Source organism: Janthinobacterium sp. BJB301 (assembly GCF_002735685.1).
In the GTDB taxonomy this organism is placed as follows: domain Bacteria; phylum Pseudomonadota; class Gammaproteobacteria; order Burkholderiales; family Burkholderiaceae_D; genus Janthinobacterium; species Janthinobacterium lividum.
In genome coordinates, this window is record NZ_PDZJ01000002.1 from 666,035 (window position 1) to 692,272 (window position 26,238).

The window sequence follows — 26,238 nt, forward strand, 5'->3', positions numbered from 1 at the left end:
AACCCACCCTGGCGCAGCCCAATGTGCGTGGCGCCGGCACTATGAAAGAATAAATGGAAGACATCAATTGCGAAGGCTTGCCGCACATCCGCGTACTGGCAGGCGAAAACACCAAGGGTCCCGTGTATGAAACCCTGCCTGCGCGCCAGATCGACGAGCACGTCTACGAACTGCTGGCCTCGCCCGGCCTGACCCTGAACCTGGCGCGCGGCGACATCGTCAACATTGCCAACCCGCTAGCCCCTGCCGATGTACTGAAGCGCGGCGGTAACTTCTGCATCCAGATCTATGCCGACGACGTGTCGCAAGAGGCAGTGGACCAGCTCGAACGCGACGTGCAAAGCCAGTTGGGCGGCACGATGGATGGCCAGTACAAGGGCAACCTCACCTTCAGCGTACCGGGGCATCACGGCATCTACAACGTCAACGCCCCCTTCGACGCCTTCCGCACAGCGACGGGCGTGGAATGGTACTTCGCCAATATCTACGTCAACCTCGACGACGACGATGATGAAACTTTGCTCAACTGGTGGGTCGATATGTAAGCCTATCAGAACCTGCGGCAGGGCAACCATGCGGCGCTCTTCATGCGCCAGGTGCTTGGCGGCATTGAAATTTTCGGCCAAGGGCGCAATCACAAACCCGGCGCCCGCGTGATCTACTTCGGCCGTTCGGCGGCGGGCATCGAATCGCCCAGAACTCTATTCGGTGGTCGGATGAAGCCGCTGGCATTAGCCATCGCGGCCACGACGATGCGGCCCGTTGCCGCAGCGCACGTTGCCGCCGGTTCTTGCCCACAAGCGATTCCCTCGAGCTGGAACCTGCCCGCCGCCAGGCTCGACGGTGTGCGCATGCTGTCCCATCCGGCGAATCAGCCGCCGGCGAACGCCGAGGCCTTGCCTATCCTGGCTCCGCCCAGCGAAGGGGCACGTGCCGTCACCGAGCGCTACCTGCGTATGGATTTGCCAAGAGTCAAACAGTGCATCGCGGCCCTTGAACAGCGAACGAAAATGGTCAGGTTTCAGTGCAAATAGACGACTCGCTAGCACTCCTCAGCGCAACCGAACTCATCGCTACGTGCTACGATGCAAGACAAGTTCCTTTCAATGACACGCCATGAAATACAAGCTATTCCTGTTTGACCTCGACGATACCCTGCTCGACTTCCGGGCGTCCGAAAAACGCTCGTTCCTGCACACCATGGACGAACTGGGCTTGCACGATGGCATCGACGCGCTGTTTTCCCAATACCAGGCGATCAACGTCGACCTGTGGAAACGTTTCGAAACGGGTGACGTGAGCAAGGACTTCCTGAAGGTGGAGCGCTTCCGCAAGACGTTTGCAATGAACGGCATCGCCATCGACCCGGAACTGGCCAGCCGGCTGTATCTTGACTCCCTGCCGGACACGGTCGTGCTCATCGATGGCGCCAAACAAGTGTGCGAAACCCTGTCGCGCATCGGCGAAGTGGGCATCATCACCAATGGCGTCGAATCCATCCAGAACCGCCGCATCGCCGCCTCCGGCCTGAGCGACTGCATCTCCTTTGTTGCCACCTCCGAAGCATGCGGCCACGCCAAGCCGGACGTGCGCTTCTTCGAATACGCGGCCAACATGGCGCGCGCATGCAGCAAGGACGCGACCATCATCATCGGCGACCGGCTGGACGCCGACATCCTGGGCGCCAACCGCTACGGCATCGACAGTTGCTGGTTCAATCCGGACAGCATGGCCAATACCTCGGCCGCCATCCCTACCTATGAAGTGGCCAGCCTGCAAGACATCGTGCCGGCGCTGGACGTGATGCAGATCAACTTGAAACAGGCTTGATCTTCAACAAAGGCTGCACCTGAAATACGCCGACAGCGACACGAAAACACGCCGCTGTTCGCGTACCATCAGGACTCGTCCATCCTGGTGCCAGCCCATGCCTTCCTGCACCGTCTTGCTCGCCATCGAGGCATTGATCCTGTTCTTTGCCATGCTGGCCAAGCGCCAGGCGGGCAAGCTCAGGCTGGTCGGCTACGTGGCCTTTCGCGATGCCACCGCCCCCACCCAGCAGGCGCTACGCGCCGATATCGAACAACTGCTCGCGCAAAAAAACGACGTCGTATCTGTCTGATTACACCATCCAGACATCAATCGCGTGTCAGCACTTCCAGCAACTCAATCTCGAAGACCAAATTGGAATGTGGTGGAATCAAGCCCACCTGCCGCTCGCCATACCCCAGCGCCGCCGGCACCCACAGCTTGCGCGTGCCACCGACCTGCATGCCATGCAAACCCAGAATCCAGCCCTGGATGACCTTGTTATTGCTCAACACACAGCGGAACGGTTCGCCCCGCTTGTGCGACGAGTCAAACTCCGTGCCATCTTCCAGCCAGCCCCGGTAATGGGCAGTCACCAGCGCACCGCGCGCCGCCGTCTTGCCGTCACCAACGACGATGTCTTCAATCTTCACTTCAGCCGTCATCTTGTTTCATCCTTCATCAATCGCAATGCCGCGATTGTACGACAGCATAAAAAAAAGCCCCGGCAGTGGCCCGCCGGGGCTTCGATCACTACTGCAAATTCTGGTGGGCCTCCCGTGAGTCGAACACGGCACCAACGGATTATGAGTCCGCTGCTCTAACCAAGCATGAGCTAGAGGCCCGGGGGACTGCGGCGTGGCGGCGCTGTTGATACCCGCCTCGCGCGGCCGTTTTGTAAACGGACACGCGAGGATAGGGGTATCAGGGGCGCGCGTCAAGCCCTATTGGCTTCTAGTTGCCTTCCAAGAAGCTTTTCAGCTTGTCGGAGCGCGATGGGTGGCGCAGCTTGCGCAGCGCCTTGGCTTCGATCTGGCGGATGCGCTCGCGCGTCACGTCAAATTGCTTGCCCACTTCTTCCAAGGTGTGGTCGGTGGACATCTCGATGCCGAAACGCATGCGCAGCACTTTCGCTTCGCGTGGCGTCAGGGAATCGAGCACGTCCTTGACGACGCCGCGCATGGAGGCGTGCAGGGCCGCGTCGGCCGGCGCCAGGGTGTTGTTGTCCTCGATGAAGTCGCCCAGGTGGGAATCGTCGTCGTCGCCGATCGGCGTTTCCATCGAGATCGGTTCCTTGGCGATTTTCATGATCTTGCGGATCTTGTCCTCGGGCATCTCCATCTTGATCGCCAGGGTGGCCGGATCGGGTTCCGCGCCCGTTTCCTGCAGGATCTGGCGGGAAATCCGGTTCATCTTGTTGATCGTCTCGATCATGTGCACGGGAATCCGGATCGTGCGCGCCTGGTCGGCGATCGAGCGCGTGATGGCCTGGCGGATCCACCAGGTCGCATACGTCGAGAACTTGTAGCCGCGGCGATACTCGAACTTGTCGACGGCCTTCATCAGGCCGATATTGCCTTCCTGGATCAGGTCGAGGAATTGCAGGCCGCGGTTCGTGTATTTCTTGGCGATCGAAATGACCAGGCGCAAGTTGGCCTCCGTCATTTCGCGCTTGGCCTTGCGCGCCTTCATTTCACCGGCCGCCATCTGGCGGTTGATGTTGCGCAAGTCCGGCAGCGGCAAGACGACGCGCGCCTGCAGGTCGATCAGGCGCTGCTGCAGTTCCTTGACGGTCGGAATGTTGCGGCCCAGGATGGCGCTATACGCGTGTCCTGCGTTGACTTCGCCATCGACCCAGTCGAGGTTGGTTTCATTGCCCGGGAAGACCTTGATGAAGTGAGCGCGCGGCATGCCGCAGCGGTTCACGGCCACATCGAGAATCTGCTTTTCGATATGGCGCACTTCGTCGACCTGGCCGCGCAGGGTGTCGCACAGTTTTTCCACGACCTTGGCCGTGAAGCGGATGCCCAGCAACTCTTGCGAAATGGCTTCCTGCGCCTTGGCGTAGGGTTTCGAGTTGTAGCCTTCTTTCTCGAAGGCGCGGCGCATCTTGTCGAATTGCTGCGAAATGATGGCGAATTTTTCCAGCGCCGTGCGTTTCAGGGTTTCCAGCTGCTCGGCGGAGAAGCCGGCTGCGCCGGAAGCGCTCGCCTCTTCCTCTTCTTCGACTTCCTCTTCTTCCGCTTCGCCTTCTTCCTCGTCTTCTTCGACGGGAGCAGCCACGACAGGCGCGGCGGCGACCGGTTCGTTTTCATCGACGAGGCCGTCGACGATTTCGTCGATCTTGATCTCTTCGTTGGCGATGCGGTCGGCGGCGGCGATGATCTCGGCGATCGTCACGGGACAGGCGGAAATGGCCTGGATCATGTCTTTCAAGCCATCTTCGATCCGCTTGGCAATCTCGATCTCGCCTTCGCGCGTCAGCAGCTCGACCGAGCCCATCTCGCGCATGTACATGCGCACGGGGTCGGTGGTGCGGCCAAAGTCGGAGTCAACGGTCGACAATGCGGCCTCGGCTGCCGCTTCCGCCTCGTCATCGCTGGTGACGACGGCAACGTTATCGGACAGCAACAACGTTTCCGCATCGGGCGCGTGCTCGTAGACGGCGATGCCCATGTCATTGAAGGTACCGATGATGCCTTCGATGGCTTCCGGATCGACGATGTTTTCGGGCAAGTGATCGTTGATTTCCGCATAGGTCAGGAAACCGCGCTCCTTGCCGAACTTGATCAGGGTCTTGAGTTTCTGGCGCCGGCGCTCGAGTTCTTCCTCGCTCGCTTCCGTGTCGGACGAGAAAGCGTCCTTCAGCAGCGCGCGCTCTTTCGCCTTGCGATCCTTCGCCTTGGCCTTGTCGACGGCCTTCAGTTCAGCCCGCTCGACGGCGTTCAGGGCGGCGACTTCATCATTTTCTGGCTGGAATTCTTTTGGCTTGCGGCCGCGGCGGCCTGGCACTTTTACCGACGGCAAGACATAACCGGACGTATCGATCGCCGCCAGGGTGGCGGCATCGGTGGTCTGGCTGACCACGGGCGCGCTGGTGACGCGCGCTTCTGGCCGGTCGAGCGCCTTTTCGGCTTTCGTGGTAACTTTAGTGGGCTTTACAGCCGCTTTGGATTCGGGTTTCTTGATTGGCACAGGCGCTTTCGATTACACAACGACTTGCTTTACGGTGGATTAGGATAAAGTTTGCTGCCAGTTCCCTGTCTACCTGCGGGAACCACCATCTTCGAACCTGCCGACAACGCAAATTCGACACTGTTACGTTACTTACACCTCATCGGCCACGATCCGCGGGAAGCGCAGCAATTCCTGTCCACCGGCTGTTGCCAGCCGTCTCGGCAAAAATTCCTGCATCGACCGCGTTGGGAGCGAGAGCCTGGCGCGGCTTGCCAGCGTCTGCGAGCCCTTGCCCGCAACGCCGAAAACGCCAGTTGGCTCTGGCTGCCGACACGATCCACCGCGCCGATCAAGAGCCTAACTTACTGAAAACAAATACTATTTACGAAACAGAACTAGCTTGCCAAAGCACACAATACTTAGCATTTAATTATAGCACGCGAAAAATGTTTTTCCAGTGCGCGCCATACCCTCAGAGCAAGGTTAGCGATTCACCAACTCGGCATCGCGCTCGCGCTCCAGGTCGCCTTGCTCCTGCATGATTTCGCGGTAGCGTACACCAATTTTCTCCGATGGCAAACCCGACGCGAACAATTGCTGCAATTCCGCCTTCAAGGCATTCAATTTGATCTCGCGGATGGTGCTCACCAGCCACGACAATTCGCTGTCGTAATCGGATTCCGTGCCGGCCGCGATCTCGCCGATGATCTCGTCGTATTCGCTGCCCAGCTCCTTCAACTGCTGCGCCAGCGCGGCGAAACTGCCGTGCTCGCCCAGCGCCTGGCCCACGGCCACCAGCTGCCCCAGGCTGTGCGCCGCATCGGGCCCCAGGTGCTGGAAGGCGGTGAGAGCGGCCTCGTCGATACGCATGGTCAGGGGCGGATGCGCCACCAGCATGCGCATGATCTTCAATTCCAGGCCCACGGGCACAGGGCGGCCCGATTTCGGCGGCGCGCGGCGCGCCACGGCAACGGGTTTCGCCAGTTCGAACAGGGCTTCGATCTCGGCCGGCGTGGACTGCGTCAGCTGCGCCAGGCCGCGCACGATCTGCAGGCGCAGCGACGATGGCGCCATCAGCTGCAGCAGGGGCTTGGCATCGAACTGCACGCGGGCGCGCCCTTCCGGTTCCGACAGATCATGCTCGCCCGACACTTCTTTCAGCAAGAATTGCGACAGCGGCATGGCTTCATGCACTTGCTGTTCAAAACCTTCGGCGCCGAATTCACGGATATAGCTGTCCGGATCGTGTTCCGACGGCAAGAACAGGAATTTGATGGTTTTATTGTCCGACACATGGGCCAGGCTCGCCTCCAGCGCGCGGCGGGCGGCGCGGCGGCCGGCCTTGTCGCCGTCGAAGCTGAAAATCACGTTATCGGTCTGGCGCAGCAGTTTTTGCACGTGGGTGGGCGTGCACGCCGTACCCAGGGTCGCCACCGCTTGCGGGAAACCCATCTGCGCCAGCGCCACCACGTCCATGTAGCCTTCCGTCACCAGCACATAGCCGGCGTCGCGGATGGCCTGGCGCGCCTCGAACAGTCCATATAGTTCGAAACCCTTGGAAAACAAGGGGGTTTCCGGCGAGTTCAGGTATTTCGGTTCGCCATGGTCGAGCACGCGGCCGCCAAAGGCGATCACTTGCCCCTTGGTATTGCGGATCGGGAACATGATGCGCTCGCGGAAACGGTCGTAGCGCTTGCGGTTATTGCCCTCTTCATCGACCTTGTCGATCACGAGACCAGCCTCGGCCAGTGCCACCACGTCGTAGTCGGGGAAGACGGAGCGCAGGTTATCCCAACCGCCGGGCGCAAAACCCATGCCGAAGCGAGCGGCCACTTCGCCCGTCAAGCCCCGGTTCTTCAGGTAGGCGATGGCTTCCGGCGCGTGGCGCAATTGCCCGCGGTAATAATCGCACGCCTGCGTCATGGCGTCGGACAGGGCCATGCTTTGCGCCTGGATCTGCGCGCGCTGGGCCGGCGGGATCTTGTCGTCCGCTTCCGGCACAACCATGCCCACGTTCTGCGCCAGGTCCTTGACGGCGTCGACAAAGCCCATGCCCGAGTATTCGATCAAAAAGCCGATCGAGGTGCCATGCGCGCCACAGCCGAAGCAGTGATAGAACTGCTTGGTAGGGCTGACGGTAAAGCTGGGCGATTTTTCACTGTGGAACGGGCACAAGCCCATGAAATTGGCGCCACCTTTTTTCAGTTGCACATAGCGCCCCACGACATCGACGATATCGACGCGGTTGAGCAAATCGGAAATGAAGGATTGAGGTATCACTGGCTAGGGCGGGTCTTGTTATAGGTCAGACTATACTACCGCACGCGGCCTGAGGTTGAGCCAGGTCAACGTGCGGGCTGTTAACAGGCTGCCAGCGCGACGGCTGGCAGCCCTTGATACTATTGTATGCTTACGCTGCCGGCGTCAAGGCTTTCTTGACCAGGGCGGACACCACGGTCATGTCGGCGCGGCCCGCCAGCTTCGGCTTGACGATGGCCATGACCTTGCCCATGTCTTGCGGACCGGCGGCGCCCGAGGCGGCCACGGCGGCAGCCACTTCGGCCGCCACTTCTTCGTCGGACAGGCCGGCAGGCATGTAGCCCGTCAGGTGCACCAGCTCGGCTTTTTCGATGTCGGCCAGATCGGCACGGCCACCGGCCTCGAACTGGGTGATCGAATCCTTGCGCTGCTTGATCATCTTTTCCACGATGGCCGTCACGTGGGCGTCCGTCAATTCGATGCGCTCGTCGACTTCCTTGCGCTTGATTTCCGCCAGCAACAGGCGAATCGTGCCCAGCTTGCCCGCTTCCTTGGCGCGCATGGCGTTTTTCATGTCTTCGGTAATTTGTTCTTTCAAGCTCATGGCAATCCTCGTGTTGGTAAGTGGGGTTCAATGCTCGTGTGTGAACCAAGCAGGCGGCCACAAAAGCGAAAACCCGCTGCGGCGAACCGGAGCGGGCATGCGACTCATCTGAAGTATCACTCCAGGCGAATCAAAACAAAACCCGTGGCGAACAATGCGCCGAACTACCCGGGTTGGTTCTGACTGAACAGTCTTAGAATAATTTTTTCGGCAGTTGTTGGCTGCGGATGCGTTTGTAATGACGCTTTACAGCAGCTGCCAGCTTGCGCTTGCGCTCAGCTGTTGGCTTTTCGTAGAATTCGCGAGCGCGCAATTCGGTCAGCAGACCCGTTTTTTCGATGGTGCGTTTGAAGCGACGCATTGCGACTTCGAACGGCTCGTTTTCTTTAAGGCGAATAGTGGTCATGTAAAATTCAAACCGTTGAGGTGGTGTATAGGAAGAGATAGATAGTAGCAGCTTTTAATCGGAAAGGGAAGCCCCTCCCCCACTTGCGTGCGGCATGCAGCCTGAGATTGCTGCCCGGCTGTGGTGTAAACCACGCATCCTGGCAGCAGTTTACCTCAAATGGCGCTCTTGCGGCGGCGCGCCATGAAGCCCAGCAGGCCCAAGCCCGCCAGCAGCATGGCGTACGTGCCCGGTTCCGGCACGGCGCTGACGTTCATGCTGACGCCATCGAGGAAGGCCGAGGTATCGTAGGCATTGTTCGGGTTGATGCCGGCAAAGCTCAGGGTATGGCTGCCGGCACCGATGTTGAGCGCGTTCACGTTGAAGCCGGTCCAGCCCGTGCTGGTCACCGCGTACTGGCCCAGCAGGCTGCCATCGAGGCTGACCGTCACGGCCTGGCCCTGATCGTAGCCGGGACGCAGCGCCAGGTTGAAGGCGAACGAGTAGTCGGCGGCACCCGAGCTGACGAAGCTTTGCGAGATCGATGCCGTATTTTGCAGGAAAGCAAAGGCGTTGCCCTCCTGCGCCACGCCATTCCACGCCGTGTAGCTGGCCGACACGCCGGCGCCGCCCGTGAAGCTCCAGCCCGGCGCCACATTGCCATAGACGTAGCCGCCACCGACAGAATTGTTTTCAAAGCCACCGTTGCTCAGCACGGGGGTGCTGGCAAAGGCGGCGCTGGTGAGTACGGTTGCTGCGACGGTGGCGATCAGGCGTTTCATGGCGACTCCAGGGCATGGTCAGGGGAATGCCTGACTAATTACCACCAGGCATGAAAAATGTCTAAAAATTAATTTACATGCCAAGTATTCAACATCACTTGATCGAAGTCAAGAACATTGTCACCAATAATCACTTGCCGCGCCAAAATGACAACTGATTGTTACTGCAAGGCAATACCTGCCGCCACGCCGGAAGCCCAGGCCCACTGGAAGTTGTAGCCACCCAGCCAGCCCGTCACGTCAACAGCTTCGCCGATGAAATACAGGCCTGGCACTTTATTGGCCATCATTGTCTGCTGCGACAGTTCGCGCGTGTCGATGCCGCCGCGCGTCACTTCCGCCTTGCGGTAGCCTTCGGAACCGTTCGGCACGATGGACCAGGCATTGATGGCCAGCCCCAGCTTGCGCAACTGCGCGTCGGGCATGTCGGCGATGCGCGCGTCCGGCGCCAGGCCGTTGACGGCCAGCAAGCAGTCGGCCAGGCGCTGCGGCAGCCATTGCGCGACGATATTGCCCAGCTGCTTCTTCAGGGTACCCTTGCCTTCGATCAAGGTCTGCGCCACGTCCACTTCCGGCAACAGGTTGATGACGATGGGCTCGCCCGGCTGCCAGTAGCTGGAAATCTGCAGGATCGCCGGGCCCGACAGGCCGCGGTGCGTGAACAGCAAATCTTCGCGGAAACGCGCGCCCGTTGCCTTGCGGCCTTTCAGGCTGCCCGTCTCCACATCGACTTCCAGGGCGATGCCGGACAGTTCCGCGAACGGCGCCCAGCTGGCCGCATCGAACGTCAGCGGCACCAGGGCCGGACGCGGTTCGACCATCGTCAAATCGAATTGCCTGGCGATGCGGTAGGCAAAATCCGTCGCGCCGATCTTCGGGATCGACAGGCCGCCCGTGGCGATGACGATGCTGGCCGTCTCGATGTCGCCGCTATCGGTCTGCAGCACAAAGCCACCATCATCTTGCTGGACAACATTGTCGATCTTGCACGGCATGCGCCAGTGCACGCCGCCAGCGGCGCACTCGTCCTTGAGCATGTCGATGATCTGCTCGGCCGACTCATTGCAGAATTGCTGGCCCTTGTGCTTCTCGTGGTAACCGATCCGGTATTTTTTCACCAGCGCGAGGAAATCCTGCGGCGTGTAGCGCGACAGCGCGCTCTTGCAGAAGTGCGGATTTTCCGAGAGGAAATTTTGCGGGGTGGCGTTAATATTGGTGAAATTGCACCGTCCACCACCCGAGATGCGGATCTTTTCGGCCAGCTTGGCCGCGTGATCGATCAGCACCACGCGCTTGCCTTGCTGGGCGGCAACAGCCGCACACATCATGCCGGCCGCGCCCGCGCCGATCACTGCCACATCAAATTGTTTTGCCATAAGAATTCCGGTCACCGCTGATTACAAAGACGCCATTGTAAACTGCGGCGACGCGGCTAGCGCGGCCGTGCGGCAATCTGCCGCGATGCCATCAGGCATTGCTCCACCTGCTCGGCGATCGATGCCGGCACGGGCACCTCGCCGCGCAGCACGGCAGCGATCCAGGCGGCCGTGGTGGCCGCATCGCGCTCGGCCGGCAAATGCGGCAACTCTTCCACCAGCAACTGCTTTTCCACCAGCACCGTGCGCTCCACGCCATGGAACCAGTCGATCTGCTGCGCCTTGTTGGCGTTGGCTACCGTCTCGCCTTCCGTGCCGCGCATCAGGAAAGCGTCGCCGCGTGCAGGATCTGAGGCAGTCAGGAAATATTCACCCAGCATTTCCAGGTATTCCGGATGCGTGTACGACACCAGGCGCAGGGCCGGCCCGGCGAACGGCTGCATGATTTTCACCAGGGTATGCGTGGAATTGCGCACGCCCAGCACGCGCCGCAGGGACAGCATGTGCGCCAGGCGCGGCGCCAGCGCGGCGATGGGCAGGAAGGCCGCTTCCCCGCGCGCCATGGCGGCCTCGGCTTGCGCATGGTCCGGCGAGGCGGGCACGCCCAGCGCGGCCAGCACCTCGGCCGTGGTGATGCGGCCCGGATCGCCGGTCACGCCATGCACGAGCACGGGTGCGCCCGCGCGCGCCAGCAGCAGCGCCAGCAACGCCGTCAGGTTGGCCATCTTGCGGGCGCCGTTGTAGCTGGGAATGATGATCGGGGCAAATTCGCCGGCCGGCGCGGCCAGCGGCGCGAACGATGCTTCGGCAGCGTCGAGGAAGCCGGCGATCTCATCCACGGACTCGCCCTTGATGCGCATGGATAACAAAATGCCGCCCAGTTCCAGGTCCGACACGCGGCCCTCAAGCATGGCGCGGTACAGGGCACGGGCGTCGTCGCGCGTCATGCTGCGCGCACCGTTCTTGCCGCGTCCTATTTCTTTGATGAAACGTGCAGCGGGAAATGGCTCACCGGCCACATCGGTATGGGGGATGGAAACAGTCGTCATGGCGCCAGCTTACACGGATTTTTCCCCTTGCAGAGGGGCTGGAAGACGCCATAGGCGCCAATGCAACAGTCTTTCACGCTATTTTGGGGACGAATTTGGACGAATTTACATCGCGACTGCATCCAAACGCGCCACCGCTGCGTATATGACTGCACAGGGGGGGACTCATCATGGAACACGCAAGCAAAAGGGAAAGCGCCTTCGTCGGCATCGAGACGAGCAAGCTGCAGCTGAAAGCCGTGCTGCTCTCGGGCGGCGAAATGCTGTGCAAGGTGCTGGAAAACGACGTGGCCGGCTACCGCTGGCTGCGCAGCTGGCTGCAAAGGAACGACGTGCCCGTCATGGGCTTGCGCGTCTGCATGCGCCTCGATATGCCGTACAGCGAGGCGCCGGCCCGCATGCTGGCCGACATGGGCATGCTGGTCTGCGATGCCCAGCCCGCGCAGCTGGAAGAATATATCCGCAGCCATGGCTTGCCCGGGGACGCGGCGCACAGCGCCGCGGTGCTGGCCCACTACTGCGAGCACAGGCGCCCTGCGCGCTGGACGCCGCCCTCGCCCGCCTATGTGGAGCTACGGCTGTGGCTGCGCCGCCTGCACGCCATGGAAGGCGTGCGCCGGCAGGAATCGGCGCGCCTCAATGCGCACCTGCAGGCCGGCCAGCATGCGTTGCACGCCCTCGTGCGCCAGCAGGTCGCCTGCCTGGACGCACAGATACGCCAGCACGAAAGCGCCATCCTCGACCATGTGCGGCGCCATCCCGGCCTGCCCCGGCCGCCCGAGCTGGCCGGCAACTACCAGCGCATCGCCCGCTATACCTTTGGCGCCAGCCTGGCCGGCGGCCATTGAGCACACAGGGGGCCGGCGGCGTGCCGGCCCTGCCATAAAAACAACTGAGGCATTCCCGTTTTGGCGCCATCCCCGCCGCCAGGCCGCATTTCCGCTACACTATTGCCTCTTAAAGAACGCAATAGCGAAAGCCGAGCCAGAATCATGAATACGCCAGACATCGAAAATATCAACGTCACCTCCTTCGCGCCCATGCCGACACCGGCTGAACTGCACGCCAAGCTGCCCCTGTCGGAAAGCGCCTTCGAGACCGTCAGCCGCGGCCGCGAAGCGCTGCGCAACATCATCGACCGCAAGGACCAGCGCCTGTTCGTCGTCGTCGGCCCGTGCTCCATCCACGACCCCGTCGCCGGCCTCGATTACGCGCGCCGCCTGAAAGCGCTGCAAGAGGAAGTCAAGGACACGATGCTGCTGGTGATGCGCGTGTATTTCGAAAAACCGCGTACCACCACGGGCTGGAAAGGCTATATCAACGATCCGTATATGGACGACTCGTTCAAGGTCAACGAAGGCATGGAAAAGGCGCGCCAGTTCCTGCTCGACGTGTGCGAACTGGGCCTGCCCACCGCCACCGAAGCGCTGGACCCGATCTCGCCGCAATACCTGGGCGATCTGATCGCCTGGACGGCCATCGGCGCGCGCACCACCGAATCGCAGACGCACCGCGAAATGTCGTCGGGCCTGTCGACCCCGGTCGGCTTCAAGAACGGCACCGATGGCGACATCAGCATCGCCGTCAACGCGATTCTGTCGTCGGCGCACCCGCACTCCTTCCTCGGCATTAACGGCGAAGGCAATGTGGCCATCGTGCGCACGCGCGGCAACGCGTATGGCCACGTCGTGCTGCGCGGCGGCGACGGCCGTCCGAACTACGATTCGGTGTCGATCGCCATCGCCGAACAGGCACTGGCCAAGGCCAAGCTGCCGGCCAACCTGGTGGTCGACTGCTCGCACGCGAACAGCTACAAGAAGCCGGAACTGCAACCGCTGGTGATGGCCGACGTGGTCAACCAGATCCGCCAGGGCAACCGCTCGCTGGTGGGCGTGATGATCGAATCGAACATCGTTGGCGGCAACCAGAAGATCCCGCAAGACCTGTCGCAACTGACCTACGGCTGCTCCGTCACCGACGGCTGCATCGACTGGGACACGACGGCGACCATGCTGCGCGATGCGCATGCGCACCTCGTCAATCGCCCGGCGTAAAATAGTACGGCCAACAATGTTGTCGGATTACGGCCCTGTGGGCCTGATCCGACCTACCCGACGGGCGCGTCAATGCGTAGGTCGGCTTAGCGCGCAGCGCGTAAGCCGACACCACCACGAGGCATATCAAGCCATCTGCACATGCGGCAGCACGGCGAACGATCCCGCCAGCGCCTGTTCCGCCTTGCTGGCCGGGATATTGAGTTCATTGACATCCAGGTAGATGCGCCCGTCCATGATGCGCACGGCGTACAGGCGCGCCATGCCCTGCACGGGCGCCACCAGGCGGCCCGAATCGAGTTCGATGATCCAGCTGTTTTTCGGTCCCATCAGGTTTTTCTCCATCAGCACCCCATGCGCCAGCGGGCCGCCCAGACAAGGCACCGTGTCGAGCAAGGCATACACCGTATCGTCAGCCGCGCGGAACAGCGCCACGCCCGGCAAATCCTGCCAGGCCAGGCCCCGTTGCACCATGCGCGCGCCCGCCAGCGGCATGTCCTTCAGGCGGCAAATCATTTTCCATTGTTCCGACATCGCTAGCTCCCTTGAGAAAGGCACATGCACCTCTAAGCAAGAGCGGTGCCAGTGCCGCACAGGCGAAGAATGGCCAAAAACCGGGGGAAAACCGGCCCGCGGCGCACTGCGCAAGTGCACACTGCCGCCGAAATGGTGCGCCGGCCGCACGGTGGACTGCCCGGCTTTCCTTTACAATGGCGGATTACTCCTCCCTATTCAGTACCTTCATGATTGTTCTTGGCGTCGAATCCTCCTGTGACGAAACCGGCCTGGCCTTGTACGACACGCAACGCGGCCTGCTGTCGCACGCCCTCTATTCGCAAGTCGCCATGCACGAGCAATATGGCGGCGTGGTGCCGGAACTGGCGTCGCGCGACCATATCCGCCGCGCCATTCCGCTGCTGGAAGAAACCCTCGCCAAGGCCGGCATCACCCTGCCCGAGATCGACGCCATCGCCTACACGCAGGGGCCGGGCCTCGCCGGCGCGCTGCTGGTCGGATCGTCCGTCGCCTGCAGCCTGGGCCTGGCCATCAACAAGCCGGTGCTGGGCATCCACCACCTGGAAGGCCATCTGCTCTCCCCCTTGCTGGCGTCCGAGCCGCCGGAATTCCCCTTCATCGCCCTGCTGGTGTCGGGCGGCCATACGCAGCTGATGCGCGTCGATGGCGTGGGCCAGTACACGATGCTGGGCGAAACGCTCGATGATGCGGCCGGCGAAGCGTTCGACAAGTCGGCCAAGCTGCTGGGCCTCGGTTATCCGGGCGGCCCCGCCATTTCGCGCCTGGCCGAATTCGGCGATCCGCTGGCCTACAAGCTGCCGCGCCCCATGCTGCACTCGAAGGATTTCAATTTCAGTTTCTCCGGTTTGAAGACGGCCGTGCTGACGGTGGTGAAAAACCACGAAGAAAAAGTCATCGCGAATATCTGCGAGCAGGACAAGGCGAATATCGCGCGCGGCTTCGTCGACGCCATCGTCGACGTGCTGACAGCCAAGTGTGTCTCGGCCCTCAAGCACACAGGCTTGAAACGCCTGGTGATCGCCGGCGGCGTGGGCGCCAACGCGCAACTGCGCGCCTCGCTCAACGCGGCCGCCGCCAAGAAGCGCTTCAAAGTGTATTACCCGGAGCTGGAATTCTGCACCGACAACGGGGCCATGATCGCCTTTGCCGGCGCCATGCGCCTGCAAATCAATCCCGACGCCGCCAAGCACGATTACTCGTTCAACGTGCGCCCGCGCTGGCCGCTGGACGAAATCCGCGAAGTCTGATCACGTCAGCAGGAAGTTGCGCGCGCCCGCCAGGGCCGCGCCTTCCGCCACCGTTTCATCCTTCAAGCCCACGCCCGACAGTTGCCGGCTGAACGCCTGCGACAGCAGGTAGTGCATCCGGTATGCGGCCTGCGCATACGCCAGCCCCTCGGGGCGCACGTTCGAAATGCAGTTGCGGCGCTCGTCCAGCAAACCTGCTTCGGGCGCCCACGTCAGGTACAGGCCCAGGCTGTCGGGGGAACTCAAGCCCGGCCGCTCGCCGATCAGCACCAGCACGGCGCGCGCCTTCAATAATTCCCCCACCTCGTCACCGATGGCCACCCGTCCCTGCGCCACGATGCATACCGGCGACAGCGTCCACGCTTCCAGCGCCAGCCGTTCGCGCAAGGCGGCCAGGAAGGGTGCCGCATGGCGCTGCACGGCCAGCGCCGACAGGCCATCGGCCGCCACCAGCGCCAGGTCGGCTCCCGTGGCACCGGCGGCCAGCCGCAGGCGTGAAGCGTCGTCGAGCCGGCGTCCCAGGTCGGGGCGTTGCAGATAGTCGGCGCGCGTGGCGGCCGCGCTGTGCAGCTGCACGCTGGCCAGCCGCTGCTCCGCCAGCGCCTGCGCCAGGGCCTCGCCATCGAGCGCCAGGTGCACGGCGTCGCGCGCCTGCGCGTGGGCCAGCTGGAACGCCAGCTGCGCGCGGGTCGGCACGCTCACGCCGCGGCGTCCCAGCGCGATGCGCGCCGCCGTATACGCGCGCAGGGCTTGCCAAGGATGGTTCCCGTCCATGCGTCCCCCTAGGTGTCCAGGCGCAGCAGGGCCGCCTGGAAGGCGGGCGCCAGCGCCGTATTCAGGCGACCCTGCGCATCTGTGATCCGCATGCGCGCCAGCCAGGCTTCGAATTCCGGCGCGGGACGCAAGCCCAGCACCCGGCGCGCATACAGGGCGTCGTGGAACGAGGTGCTCTGGTAGCCGAGCATGATGTCGTCCGCGCCCGGCACGCCCATGATGAAATTGCAGCCGGCCACGCCCAGCATGGTCAGCAAGGCATCCATGTCGTCGTGGTCCGCTTCCGCATGGTTGGTGTAGCACACGTCGCAGCCCATGGGCAGTCCCAGCAGCTTGGCGCAGAAATGGTCTTCCAGCCCCGCGCGCATGATCTGCTTGCCGTCGTACAGATACTCGGGGCCGATAAAGCCCACCACCGAATTGACCAGCAGCGGCTGAAAGGCGCGCGCCACCGCATACGCGCGCGCTTCGCACGTTTGCTGGTCCATGCCATGGTGCGCGCCGGCCGATAGGGCGCTGCCCTGCCCCGTCTCGAAATACATGACGTTGTTGCCCACCGTGCCGCGTCCCAGCGACAGGGCCGCCGCCTGCCCTTCGGCCAGCAGGGACAAGTCGATGCCGAAGCTGCGGTTAGCCGCCTGCGTGCCCGCCACCGACTGGAATACCAGGTCGACGGGCGCGCCGCAGCGGATCGCTTCGAGCGTGTTGGTGATGTGCGTGAGCACGCACGACTGGGTAGGAATCTGATATTGATCAATGACGGCGTCGAGCAGCTGCAGCAATGACACCACTTGCGCCACATTGTCGGTGGCCGGATTGATGCCGATCACGGCGTCGCCGCTGCCCAGCAGCAGGCCATCAAGGAGGGAGGCGGCAATGCCCGTGGCATCGTCCGTCGGATGATTCGGCTGCAAGCGCGTGGATAGCCGGCTCTCCAGGCCCAGGGTATTGCGGAACGATGTGACGACCCGGCACTTGCGAGCCACCAGCACCAGGTCCTGCAGGCGCATGATTTTTGAGACGGCGGCCGCCATTTCCGGCGTGATGCCGGCGGCGACGTGGGACAGCGTTTGCGTATCCGTCACGTCATCGAGCAGCCAGTCGCGAAAATCGCCCACGCACAGGTGGGAAATCGGCGCAAAGGCGGCGCGCTCGTGGGTGTCGATGATCAGGCGCGTGACTTCATCGTCTTCATACGGCACCAGCGCCTCGTTGAGGAACAGCGACAGCGGCACGTCCGCCAGCGCCAGCTGCGCCGCCACCCGCTCCCGCGCGCTGGATGCCGCCACGCCGGCCAGCACATCGCCCGAACGGGGCGGCGTGGCCTTCGCCAGCAGCGTTTTCAGGCTGGCGAACTGGTAAACCTGGCTGTCTATCGTATGACTGAAGCGGGGCATGGTTCGGTTCCTCCAATCCCCATCTTACGCCAACTTATAAACTGCACAGCGCCCCTTCCAGCTGCGGATAGCGGAAGGCAAAGCCTTCGCCCAGCAGGCGGCGCGGCGCCACCCGCTGGCCTTCCACCAGCAAATCGCCCTGCTCGCCCAGCAAGGCGCGCATGACGAAGGCCGGCGTAGGCATGACGCTGGGGCGGTGCAGCACGGCGCCCGCCACCTGGGCGAAGCGGCGCTGCTCGATGGCTTCCGGCGCGCAAAAGTTATACGCGCCGCTGACCATGCCCTGCTCACTGCGGCGCGCCAGATGGGCGATGCCGCGGATCACGTCGCGCACATGCACCCACGTGACCCACTGCTTGCCGCTGCCCAGCGGGCCGCCCACGCCGAAGCGGATCGGCAGCAGCATCTGCGGCAGCGAACCCTGGTGGCCGAAGACGAGGCCGAAGCGCATGCAGCCCACCTGTACGCCAAATCTCTCCGCCTGGCGCGCGGCCGCTTCCCATTCCTGGCACAGCTGCGACATGAAGATGGCTTGCGGCGCGCTGTCTTCCGTCAACTCCGTCGCATCGCCCTGCGGCTGTACGCCGTAGTAGCCGATGGCCGACGCCGACAGCAGCACGCGCGGCTTGTGCTGCGCGCGGGCGATCCACGCCACCAGTGCCTGCGTCAGCGCCACGCGGCTGCGGCGCAAAGTGGCTTTGCGCGCGTCCGTCCAGCGCTTCCCGACGATGCGCGCGCCGGCCAGGTTGACGACCATGTCGATGCGCTGCGCATCCGGCAATGCGTCCAGCGAGTCGATGCAGCGCACCTGGCCATCGAACGTCCACGCGGCCTGCTTGGGCTGGCGCGTCAGCACCGTCACCGCATGGCCGTCGGCCAGCAAGGCGCTGACCAGTTGCTGGCCGATGAAACCCGTGGCGCCCGTCACCAGCACGGACTGCGGCGCGGCGGCAAAGCTCAGGCGCTCCTCCTGCTCCGCCGTCTCCTGCACCTTGCGCCGGCCCAGCTGCCACACGGCATACGCATCGCGCAGGCCGGACAGGCCCACGCCCACGCCGCACAGGGCCAGGAAGACGCTGAGCCAGCCATACGGCTGCCACACGAGGGCCGTCGGCAAGCTGGCCCACTCGCTGCTATTGAGCGCCAACAGCGCGATAAAGGCGCCCGCATTGATCGCCAGCACCGTATGCGTGATCCGCTCCGTGGCCGGCAAGAGGCGCGTCTGGTCTTCCACCACGAAATCCCACAGGGTCAGCACGATTTCCACGCCAAAGACGATCACCAGCACCCAGGCCCAGGCGCCATGCCATTCCCAGGCGGCCAGGCCCACGAACAGCAGGCTGTAGATCAGGGCGCGCGTCGCATGGATGGTCAATTCGAGGCGCGCCGATGCCTTTTGCGGCAGCGCCTCCGTGATTTCATGGTGATAGATGGTGTCGAAGGCGCCCAGGCAGCCTTGCGCCGCCATCAGTTGCAGGGCCAGCAAATGCGTATTCATGGTGTTTCCTTCATTTCCGGTGTGGCGGACTCGCGGAACACGCCCGCCTGGGTGAACGTGGTGCCGAACAGCGCGTGGCGGATCTCGATGCGGATATTGAACTGCTGCGGCGTGTCATTGCGGTGGCACAGATAGGTCTTGCCGGGCGTGAGCACGCCGGGCAGCGGCATGCGCCAGCCGAAAAGATCCCAAAAATAGCCGTCGCTGGTGAAGTGCAGGTTGCCATCCTCGACGTGGAGCAGCAGCTTCATGCCCAGCCCCATGCCCACGTATTCGAGCACTTCGCCTTTTTCGCTTTCGGCCATGTGGGAGGTGAAGCGGATGGGCGCGCGGCCATGCAGGCGGTAGGTGCGCTGCTTGAAGATGTAGGGACAGCCGGGGCGCGAATAGACTTCGATATCCACTGGGAAGTCATGGTCGTCGTACGGGATCAAAGCGCCGTCGATGAAAGGGCGCGTGAGCCAGCCCAGCACCTTGCCCAGGCGCGAGCTGGTGAGTTCACTGAGTTCGCCCCGGTAGTACAGGGGCTGGCCCGGCGCAGGATTTTTCTCGAAGCGGCGGCGGATATCCGGGTGCAGGGTCAGCCACTGTGCACCCATCACCTTCTTGAACAGTTCTCCTTCAGAGGGGCCGTTCATGATTTGCCACGCTTGCCCGGTTTGTCTTCCGGGCTGAGGAACTTGGCCACCTTGCCGCCCATCGACAGCATGCGCTGCAGGGTGGCGGGCGGCAGGTTTTTATAATCGCTGTAGGTGCTGCTGAGCATCTCCAAAAACGCCAGCACTTCGCCCATGCGTTCCAAAGTAGCCGGTGGAATGGCCGCATCGTGCTCGCCCTCGATCGCGCACTCGCGCAGCACCGTCAGGGTGGGATCGATCTCGCGCCGCTTGCGCTCTTCCATGATGACGCGGAAGATTTCCCACACATCCTGCAAGGCGACGAAATGGTCGCGCCGGTCCCCCATCACATGCGTGATGCGCGCCAGGCCCCAGCTTTGCAATTCCTTCAGGCTGTTGCTGACGTTGGACCTGGCCACGTTCAGGCTGGCCGCGATGTCTTCCGCCGTCAGCGGTTCATTCGCCAGGAACAGCAGCGCGTGGATTTGCGCCACCGTGCGGTTGACGCCCCAGCGGGTGCCCATCTCGCCCCAATGGAGAATGTACTTTTGCGTAGTTGGACTCAGTTCCATTGCTTTCTCTTATTTCTGTCGTTACAGAAATTTAAGACGAAACGGAAACCGAGTCAAGCGCGATTCGTCAGGGCTTTGCCGGTGGCTGGCCCATGGCGCGCAGGAATTGCTGCTGCGAGGCGTGCAGCTGGCCGTAACCGAGTTCGCGGTACACGAGGCCGTGGCGCGGCGCCAGTTCGGCCAGGATGCGCGCCAGCGCCGGGTAATGGCGGTGGTTCCAGGTGGGGAACAAATGGTGCGTCAGATGCAGGTTCAAGCCGCCCAGCCAGTAGCCGAGCCAGCGCAGGGCGCGCGGCTTCGGCGTCCAGTCGCAGGCCGTATAAAACGTGTGCTGGTACCAGTCGTGCGGCAGGGTGCCGTCCTGCCCCGGTTGGAAAAACTCGACTTCGGCCCAGTGCGTGCCGAGGATCAGCGCCACCAGCGCGCACGAGGCGAGCATCTTGCCCACGAAATACGCGCCCAGCACCACGCCCCAGCCGATGCCGTGCTGCTGCAGCACCCACATGGGCAGCGCCAGCACCAGCGCCACGTGGCCCAGCTTCCAGCCCAGGAAGGACAGCCAGCCACGCCAGCCCTGCAAGCGGCTGTGCGCGGCCACGGGCGTCTTGCCGAAGCGGTCCAGCCAGTCGCCATACCAGTTCAGATACGGCAGCGACAGGGCCGCCACCACGGGCCAGTACAGGTACTGGTAGCGGTACTGCGGCGACCAGCGTTGGAACGGCGTCTGGCGCAAAAACGGATTCGGCTCCGTGTCGAGGTCATAGCCTTCCACGTTGGCGTACGTGTGATGGAAGTGCACGTGGCGGATGGTCCAGAAATCCGTGTCCACGCCCACGGGCAAGCCCACCAGGCGGATCAGCACGCGGTTCCAGGCTCCCTGGCGAAAGACGGCGCTGTGGGCCGCGTCGTGCAGGGTATTCATGGCCAGCGCCATGGCCGCGACGAGGCAAGCCACATAACTGGCGATAAACGGCCAGGTGCCGCCGGCATTCAAGGCCAGCGCATACAGCCCCACCGTCAGCGCGGCCAGAAACACGGTTTTCGCATGCAGGCGCGCGTCGCCGAAGCGGTGTCCTCCTTCGTCCGCCAGGTAAGCGTCGGCGCGCGCGCGCAATTCGCGGCGGAAGGCGGAATCGCGGGCGGGCTGGAAGCGCAGCGGCGGCAGCGAAGGTACAGGCTGCGTCACGCGCGCGTCCCCGCCGCTGCCGGCCACCACAGGCGGCGCGCGCCGTCGAGGCCATGCGCCAGCAGCGCGGCAAGGAAAACCATGCCCCACGCATCGCGCGCGCCATACCAGCCCAGGAACAGCAGCGGCATGGCCACGGCGATGGCGACCCAGGCGATGGCGCCCCAGCGGCGCGCATCCGACAGGCCGCCCAACGCCAGGGTGCCGCCAAAGATCAGCGCAAACAGGATGGCCTGCTGCGCGCCGGCCAGCACCGCTTCGTGATTGACGTAATAGATCACCAGGCCAAACAGGATCACGCCGCCGATGCCGATGAACAGCTCGGGCACGTGGAAAGTGCCGCGCGACTGCCAGTGGGGAAAGCGCGCACGCAGCCATTTGAACAGTTTGCCATTGCTGGCCAGCAGCGGATTATGCGTGGGTGTCATGCCCTTCACGCCATAGCGCATTTCCACGCCCTCGAGTTCGGGCTGAAAACTGCCGAACAACCTGTCCCACAGCAGCAGGGTGCCGCCGAAATTGCGGTTGATATAGCGTTTATCCGTGCCGTGGTGCACGCGGTGGTGCGAGGGCGTGACCATAAAGCTATCTAGGATGCCGGACTTGTTCACCAGCGCATTGTGGTTATAGAACTGCACCGTGTAATGCAGGGACGAGACGACAAGGAAGATTTCCAGCGGCACGCCCAGCACGGCCAGGATGGCGATGAAGGGGAAATTCGTCAGCGACGAATACCAGGAATTGCGCACGCCCAGCGACAGGTTGAAATGTTCGCCCTGGTGGTGCACCACGTGCACGGCCCACAGCAAAGGGATTTTATGATGCAGCCGGTGCATCCAGTAAAAGCACAAATCCCAGGCAAAAAAAGCGAAGACCCATTGTGCCGCCACGGGCCACTGGTCGACGATGTGCAGGTTCACATGGCGTAGCAGCAGGGCGAAGGCCGCCACTTCCACGCCGCGGAACACCCACATCAATATGTGCCCCGAATTGAGGTTGAAGATCACGTCCTTCCACGGTACGGGGGTCTTGCGCACCCATTTCAGGATCAGCAGTTCGGCCAGCACGAAGGCCAGCATGATCAAAAACGACAGGGCAAATGGATTCATCATGGTGCGGTTTTCATGGAAACGGCGCGGCGGGCAGCCAAGGATACCTGCATTTTGGCCAGCATGCCGCCGGCGATGCCAACGGCCAGGCCGGCAGCCAGATCGATGCTCACGTGCCGGCGCAGCGCGATGATGGCGTAGCAGATGGCCAGGCCCAGCACCACGGCCAGCGCGGAGCGCAGCAGGTGGCGCCTGCCGCACAGCGCCCACACGCACAACAACGTCAGGGCGCCGTGCAGCGACGGCAGGCAGTTTTGCGTGGAATCCGCCGCCTGCAGCATGCGCAGCGCCTGCATGCTCCAGGCATTGCCTGCACCTACGGGCGGATACGCGAGCGTGGTCGGATACAGCAGGAACACCACGCCGCACATGACGGCGGAAAGCGCCATGGCGCGCGCCAGCCAGCGCACCCGCGCCGCATCGGCCGCCAGGTAGGCGTAGGGGATCAGGATGAAGAAGGACAGGTACAGCCAGATGGCGGCGTCCGTATAGGGAATGGCGCGGTCGATAGCCGTTTCAGGCAAAAGTACGCCCTGCCCTTGCAGCAAGTCGCTGGAAAAATACACGAGGCCGACGCTGCCCCAGCCGGCCAGCAAATGCAGCAGGCGGCCGCGTACGGTCATGGAAGAAAGGTTCATGCGGTCGCAAGGCGCCGGATGCGGCGCCGTTTCATGGTGGGATCAAAAGGAGGCAGTTCAGCGCTCGTCGTCCATGCCAGGCCGTCGACGGCCACGCCGAGGCCCAGCAGCACCGCTGCCAGGTGCGCGCGCAGGGCGGCCAGGCCCGCATCGTCGAGCGCTGCATGCAATTGCAGCGATGCGTCGCCCGACTGCACCAGGCGGTAATCGGCGTCGGGAGGCAAGGCTTGCGCAAAGGCCCGCGTCAGCACGTCGGCAAACACCGCGACGGGTGCACCGCCGTTCGCCGATGGCAAGGATGGCAAGAACAGCATGTCGTCGCAGCGCCCTTCGATGCCATCGATGGCACGCGTGGCGCGGCCGCATCGGCATGGCGTGGCGCGCGCGATCAGGATGTCGTCCAGGCGGTAGCGCACGATGGGCTGCGTGATGCGCGTGAAGTCCGTAATCACGGGCACGAAGCGCCGCTGCTCTCCATCGAGCCACTGCGGCTCGATATGCACGTACTCTTCGTTCAGGTGCAGCACGCCCTGCTCGCAGCTGCTGGCGAGAAAACCCTCGGTGGCCTGGTAGATTTCATGCACGGCGCCAAACGCCTGCACGATCAGCGCGCGGTCCTGCGCTTCCAGCACTTCGGCCACCGAGATGACTTTTTTCGGCGCCAGCGCCAGGCTGCCATCGATGACGCGCAAGGCCAGTTGGCGCAGCACCTGGGCCGGCGCGACGATGACCGTTGGTTGATATTGCGCCAGCTGCGCGCACAGGCTGTCGAACGGTTCGAACAAATCGTAAAAGGCAAAGGTCAACCATGGCGAGCGCACGGCCGTGTACAGATTGCTGTTCGCGCGCAGGAACAGGGCGACCCGCTCGCCGGAGAACAGGCCGTCGGGCAGCGCCTTGGCCAGCATCACGCCCGCCCATTGGGCCTTTTCGCGGGGGCTGACGGTAAACACGGCGCGCCGCGACGAGGTACCGGACGACAGGCCCACCGTGATGTCGCCGACGGCCGGCGTAAAGTCGCGGCTCTGCTCGGCCGCCATGGCCGCGTCCATCGCTTGCGCCAAAGTCACCCCTTGCGTATTCATGGCGTCGAAATGCTCGAGCATCAGCGCCTTGTTCATCGTCGGCCACTGCGCCAGCGGCAAGCCGCGGTACGGGGCGAAATAAGCGCTGCGCGCGCACAGCACCGCAATGAAACGGGCCAGTTGCCGCTGCTGGTAGGCGTGCAGCTGCGCGCGGTCCGCAAAGTGCAGGCGGCGCGTACGCCAGTACGACAGCAACAGCCAGAAGATACGCTTCACGGGCGGCCCGCCACAGGAACATAGTCCGCCGTGTCTTCGTGCGTGATGCGGATCTGCGCATTGCCCGACCGGTGCAACTGGTGCAGCCGGTTCAGGGTGGCGTAATACGGCGCGCGCTTGTGCTGGATGATAAACGACAGTTCGGACGGTCCGCGCAGCTGCTGGAAACTTTCCGGCACCCAGGCCGCGTCCGACGCCAGCAAGGTCCAGCCGCTCTCCTGCAGCACGAAGGCGCCCAGATGGCCGATGGCGTGGCCGGGCAGGTCGACGATGTAGATCTCGCCCGTGCCGCTGACGTCGCGCCCGTGCGTGAATGGCAGCAGGGCCGCCGGCAAGGCCGTCTCGGGCACGCTTTCCACGAAATCCAGGCGGTCGGCTATATCGTTTGGCAGCAGCTCGGGCACGAAGGCCTGGCGCACGGCGGCCACGCCGGACAGGCCCCGCACGGCGTCCCAGCCCGTTTTGGAGGCCATCAGCCGCGCGCCGGGAAAGTCGCGCAGGCCCGCGATATGGTCGGCGTGGAAGTGCGACAGCAGCAAGGTGTGGATATCGCCAGGCGATACGCCATGCGCGCGCAACTGGCCCTGCAACGATTCACGCTCATCGAAGGAAATCGGCGTCACCCACGCATACATGCGGTACACGCCTTTCGACGTGGCGGCGCGGAAGTGCTCGGCGTAACCCGTGTCCCACAGGTACAGGCCCGCGCGCGTCGCTATCAGGTAGGCGCGCGACGGGAAGCAGCGGCTGGCCAGCCCGCTGCCTTTCAAGACCATGCAGGATGGATGGGTGCAGTGGCCGACGCGAAACGCGGTGATGCTAGCCATTGCGCTCCTTGCCCACCTTGTGCGCCGCCGCTTCCTGGCGCATCCACTGCGCCGTGCGGGCAATGCCGTCCTGCAGGCTGACGATGGGACGGTAGCCGAGCACCTTGCGCGCCTTGGCGCTGTCGAGCGTCATGTCGAAGCTGAGCGCACCGATGCTGTAGGGCGTGAGCGCCGGTTCGCGGCGCGTGAAGCGCGAAGCAAACTGCATCAGGCGCGCCACCAGCGCCAGCACGCGGTACGGCACGCTGACGATCTCGAACGGCTGCTGCAGATGGTCGCAGAACAGGGTGCGCAAAATGTCGCACAGGCGCGCCGGCTCGCCATTCGTGATGTTGAAGGCGGCGCCGGAAGCGATGGTCTTGTGCACGGTGGCCAGCCACATCGCATGCACGACATTGTCGACATAGGTGATGTCGATGATGGCCGCACCGCCATTGGGCAGCGGCAGCTTGCCGCCGCGCTGTTCCAGCACCCTCGCCAGGCGCGGAATCAGCACCTGGTCGTGCGGGCCGAAGATGGCGCGCGGGCGCAGGATCACGCACGTCATGCCGCGGTGGCGGTCGACGCAATCCTGCACCAGTTTTTCCGCCATCGCCTTGCTGCGCGCGTAGGCGTTGACGAAGGCGTCGGGGCGGAAGGTTTCCGGCACGTCGTAGCGGTTGCGGTAATCGAAATAGATGGCCGGCGTGGAGATGTGCACGAAGCGCGCCACGTGCAGGCTGGCGGCCGCGCGCAGCAGCTGGGCCGTGGCCGTGACGTTGGCGGCGATGAAATCGCGCTCGGGGCCCCATGGCGACGACAGCGCGGCGCAGTGCCAGACGGTGTCCATGCCGCGCACCAGCTCATCGACCTGGCGCGGCGATGCTTGCGCCAGATCAAGCGCCACGAATTGCGCGCCCATACGTTCCAGTTCGCGGCCCACGGCGGCGTTGCGGCCCGTGGCGCGCACTTCCACGCCCTGCGCCAGCAGGGTGCGCACGGCATTGCGCCCCAGCCCGCCCGTCGCTCCCGTGACCAGTATCCGCCTCATTACACCACCT

General features: G+C 63.4%; 27 protein-coding genes and 1 tRNA gene. 7 read left to right on the plus strand and 21 right to left on the minus strand.

Features of this window, described 5'->3' with window-relative positions; translation table 11 throughout:
• Positions 1-53: 53 nt before the first annotated feature.
• The 4 genes from CSQ91_RS16275 (at position 54) to CSQ91_RS16290 (ending at position 2,122) form a co-directional block, all read left to right on the plus strand.
• Positions 54-545 carry a DUF4265 domain-containing protein gene (locus CSQ91_RS16275; protein ID WP_099388962.1) on the plus strand — a complete coding sequence of 164 codons (492 nt, stop codon included), beginning with the start codon at positions 54-56 and terminating at the stop codon, positions 543-545.
• 42 nt (positions 546-587) lie between these two features.
• Entirely contained in the window at positions 588-1,034 is a 447-nt protein-coding gene (locus CSQ91_RS16280; protein WP_099388963.1) for a hypothetical protein, read from the plus strand.
• A gap of 82 nt (positions 1,035-1,116) precedes the next feature.
• The gene (locus tag CSQ91_RS16285) at positions 1,117-1,830 is read left to right on the plus strand and encodes a YjjG family noncanonical pyrimidine nucleotidase (RefSeq protein ID WP_099388964.1); all 714 of its coding nucleotides are present in this window, start codon (positions 1,117-1,119) and stop codon (positions 1,828-1,830) included.
• A 97-nt stretch (positions 1,831-1,927) separates the two neighbouring features.
• A complete protein-coding gene (locus CSQ91_RS16290) occupies positions 1,928-2,122 on the plus strand; it encodes a hypothetical protein (protein WP_099388965.1) in 195 nt (64 codons plus the stop codon).
• 16 nt (positions 2,123-2,138) lie between these two features.
• Here the strand turns inward: CSQ91_RS16290 and CSQ91_RS16295 are convergent, their stop codons facing one another.
• The 9 genes from CSQ91_RS16295 to ybiB all read right to left on the minus strand — a co-directional run bounded on the left by CSQ91_RS16295 (position 2,139) and on the right by ybiB (position 11,441).
• A complete protein-coding gene (locus tag CSQ91_RS16295; RefSeq protein WP_099388966.1) occupies positions 2,139-2,474 on the minus strand; it encodes an FKBP-type peptidyl-prolyl cis-trans isomerase in 336 nt (111 codons plus the stop codon).
• A gap of 101 nt (positions 2,475-2,575) precedes the next feature.
• Positions 2,576-2,654 (minus strand) — tRNA-Ile (locus CSQ91_RS16300).
• A 109-nt stretch (positions 2,655-2,763) separates the two neighbouring features.
• Positions 2,764-5,004 (minus strand): RNA polymerase sigma factor RpoD, encoded by a 2,241-nt coding sequence (gene rpoD / locus CSQ91_RS16305; RefSeq protein WP_034779848.1) that lies wholly within the window; start codon positions 5,002-5,004, stop codon positions 2,764-2,766.
• A 465-nt stretch (positions 5,005-5,469) separates the two neighbouring features.
• Positions 5,470-7,266 carry a DNA primase gene (gene dnaG / locus CSQ91_RS16310; protein WP_070254315.1) on the minus strand — a complete coding sequence of 599 codons (1,797 nt, stop codon included), beginning with the start codon at positions 7,264-7,266 and terminating at the stop codon, positions 5,470-5,472.
• Between the two features lie 130 nt (positions 7,267-7,396).
• On the minus strand, positions 7,397-7,849 hold the full coding sequence (locus CSQ91_RS16315; RefSeq protein ID WP_034746974.1) for a GatB/YqeY domain-containing protein: 453 nt from the start codon (positions 7,847-7,849) through the stop codon (positions 7,397-7,399).
• A 193-nt stretch (positions 7,850-8,042) separates the two neighbouring features.
• Positions 8,043-8,255: a 30S ribosomal protein S21 gene (gene rpsU / locus CSQ91_RS16320; RefSeq protein ID WP_008451879.1), complete on the minus strand. Its 213-nt coding sequence runs from the start codon at positions 8,253-8,255 to the stop codon at positions 8,043-8,045.
• Between the two features lie 155 nt (positions 8,256-8,410).
• On the minus strand, positions 8,411-9,016 hold the full coding sequence (locus CSQ91_RS16325) for an FxDxF family PEP-CTERM protein (RefSeq protein ID WP_099388967.1): 606 nt from the start codon (positions 9,014-9,016) through the stop codon (positions 8,411-8,413).
• Positions 9,017-9,177: 161 nt separating this feature from the next.
• A complete protein-coding gene (locus CSQ91_RS16330) occupies positions 9,178-10,392 on the minus strand; it encodes an NAD(P)/FAD-dependent oxidoreductase (protein WP_099388968.1) in 1,215 nt (404 codons plus the stop codon).
• Positions 10,393-10,448: 56 nt separating this feature from the next.
• The gene (gene ybiB / locus CSQ91_RS16335) at positions 10,449-11,441 is read right to left on the minus strand and encodes a DNA-binding protein YbiB (protein WP_099388969.1); all 993 of its coding nucleotides are present in this window, start codon (positions 11,439-11,441) and stop codon (positions 10,449-10,451) included.
• Positions 11,442-11,611: 170 nt separating this feature from the next.
• On the opposite strand from ybiB, the gene CSQ91_RS16340 reads away from it, so the two are divergent.
• Positions 11,612-12,289 (plus strand): hypothetical protein, encoded by a 678-nt coding sequence (locus CSQ91_RS16340; protein WP_099388970.1) that lies wholly within the window; start codon positions 11,612-11,614, stop codon positions 12,287-12,289.
• 144 nt (positions 12,290-12,433) lie between these two features.
• On the plus strand, positions 12,434-13,495 hold the full coding sequence (locus CSQ91_RS16345) for a 3-deoxy-7-phosphoheptulonate synthase (protein ID WP_034779875.1): 1,062 nt from the start codon (positions 12,434-12,436) through the stop codon (positions 13,493-13,495).
• A gap of 126 nt (positions 13,496-13,621) precedes the next feature.
• Here the strand turns inward: CSQ91_RS16345 and CSQ91_RS16350 are convergent, their stop codons facing one another.
• Positions 13,622-14,029, minus strand: a complete 408-nt coding sequence (locus CSQ91_RS16350) for a nitrite reductase (NAD(P)H) small subunit (RefSeq protein WP_034779878.1) — start codon at positions 14,027-14,029, stop codon at positions 13,622-13,624.
• A 209-nt stretch (positions 14,030-14,238) separates the two neighbouring features.
• Here CSQ91_RS16350 and tsaD point away from each other — a divergent pair, with 209 nt between their 5' ends.
• Positions 14,239-15,279, plus strand: a complete 1,041-nt coding sequence (gene tsaD / locus CSQ91_RS16355) for a tRNA (adenosine(37)-N6)-threonylcarbamoyltransferase complex transferase subunit TsaD (RefSeq protein WP_034779881.1) — start codon at positions 14,239-14,241, stop codon at positions 15,277-15,279.
• On the opposite strand, the gene eutC is transcribed toward tsaD, so the two are convergent.
• The 11 genes from eutC to CSQ91_RS16410 all read right to left on the minus strand — a co-directional run bounded on the left by eutC (position 15,280) and on the right by CSQ91_RS16410 (position 26,228).
• The gene (gene eutC, locus CSQ91_RS16360; RefSeq protein WP_099388971.1) at positions 15,280-16,053 is read right to left on the minus strand and encodes an ethanolamine ammonia-lyase subunit EutC; all 774 of its coding nucleotides are present in this window, start codon (positions 16,051-16,053) and stop codon (positions 15,280-15,282) included. It lies immediately after the preceding gene.
• Between the two features lie 8 nt (positions 16,054-16,061).
• Positions 16,062-17,450 (minus strand): ethanolamine ammonia-lyase subunit EutB, encoded by a 1,389-nt coding sequence (locus CSQ91_RS16365; protein ID WP_099388972.1) that lies wholly within the window; start codon positions 17,448-17,450, stop codon positions 16,062-16,064.
• A gap of 34 nt (positions 17,451-17,484) precedes the next feature.
• The gene (locus CSQ91_RS16370; RefSeq protein WP_099388973.1) at positions 17,485-18,948 is read right to left on the minus strand and encodes a TIGR01777 family oxidoreductase; all 1,464 of its coding nucleotides are present in this window, start codon (positions 18,946-18,948) and stop codon (positions 17,485-17,487) included.
• Positions 18,945-19,586 (minus strand): DUF4166 domain-containing protein, encoded by a 642-nt coding sequence (locus CSQ91_RS16375; protein ID WP_099388974.1) that lies wholly within the window; start codon positions 19,584-19,586, stop codon positions 18,945-18,947. The genes CSQ91_RS16370 and CSQ91_RS16375 overlap by 4 nt, the downstream gene beginning before the upstream one ends.
• On the minus strand, positions 19,583-20,137 hold the full coding sequence (locus CSQ91_RS16380) for a GbsR/MarR family transcriptional regulator (RefSeq protein ID WP_070281486.1): 555 nt from the start codon (positions 20,135-20,137) through the stop codon (positions 19,583-19,585). The genes CSQ91_RS16375 and CSQ91_RS16380 overlap by 4 nt, the downstream gene beginning before the upstream one ends.
• 67 nt (positions 20,138-20,204) lie before the next feature.
• Positions 20,205-21,323 carry a fatty acid desaturase family protein gene (locus tag CSQ91_RS16385; protein ID WP_257217375.1) on the minus strand — a complete coding sequence of 373 codons (1,119 nt, stop codon included), beginning with the start codon at positions 21,321-21,323 and terminating at the stop codon, positions 20,205-20,207.
• The gene (locus tag CSQ91_RS16390) at positions 21,320-22,435 is read right to left on the minus strand and encodes a sterol desaturase family protein (RefSeq protein ID WP_099388976.1); all 1,116 of its coding nucleotides are present in this window, start codon (positions 22,433-22,435) and stop codon (positions 21,320-21,322) included. The genes CSQ91_RS16385 and CSQ91_RS16390 overlap by 4 nt, the downstream gene beginning before the upstream one ends.
• Positions 22,432-23,070: a phosphatase PAP2 family protein gene (locus CSQ91_RS16395; RefSeq protein WP_099388977.1), complete on the minus strand. Its 639-nt coding sequence runs from the start codon at positions 23,068-23,070 to the stop codon at positions 22,432-22,434. Before CSQ91_RS16395 ends, CSQ91_RS16390 begins: the two co-directional genes overlap by 4 nt.
• Positions 23,067-24,371, minus strand: a complete 1,305-nt coding sequence (locus tag CSQ91_RS16400; protein WP_099388978.1) for a F390 synthetase-related protein — start codon at positions 24,369-24,371, stop codon at positions 23,067-23,069. Before CSQ91_RS16400 ends, CSQ91_RS16395 begins: the two co-directional genes overlap by 4 nt.
• Positions 24,368-25,198, minus strand: coding sequence for an MBL fold metallo-hydrolase (locus CSQ91_RS16405; protein ID WP_099388979.1), 831 nt, complete (start codon positions 25,196-25,198; stop codon positions 24,368-24,370). Before CSQ91_RS16405 ends, CSQ91_RS16400 begins: the two co-directional genes overlap by 4 nt.
• Entirely contained in the window at positions 25,191-26,228 is a 1,038-nt protein-coding gene (locus CSQ91_RS16410) for an NAD-dependent epimerase/dehydratase family protein (RefSeq protein WP_099388980.1), read from the minus strand. The genes CSQ91_RS16405 and CSQ91_RS16410 overlap by 8 nt, the downstream gene beginning before the upstream one ends.
• Between the last annotated feature and the right edge of the window lie 10 nt (positions 26,229-26,238).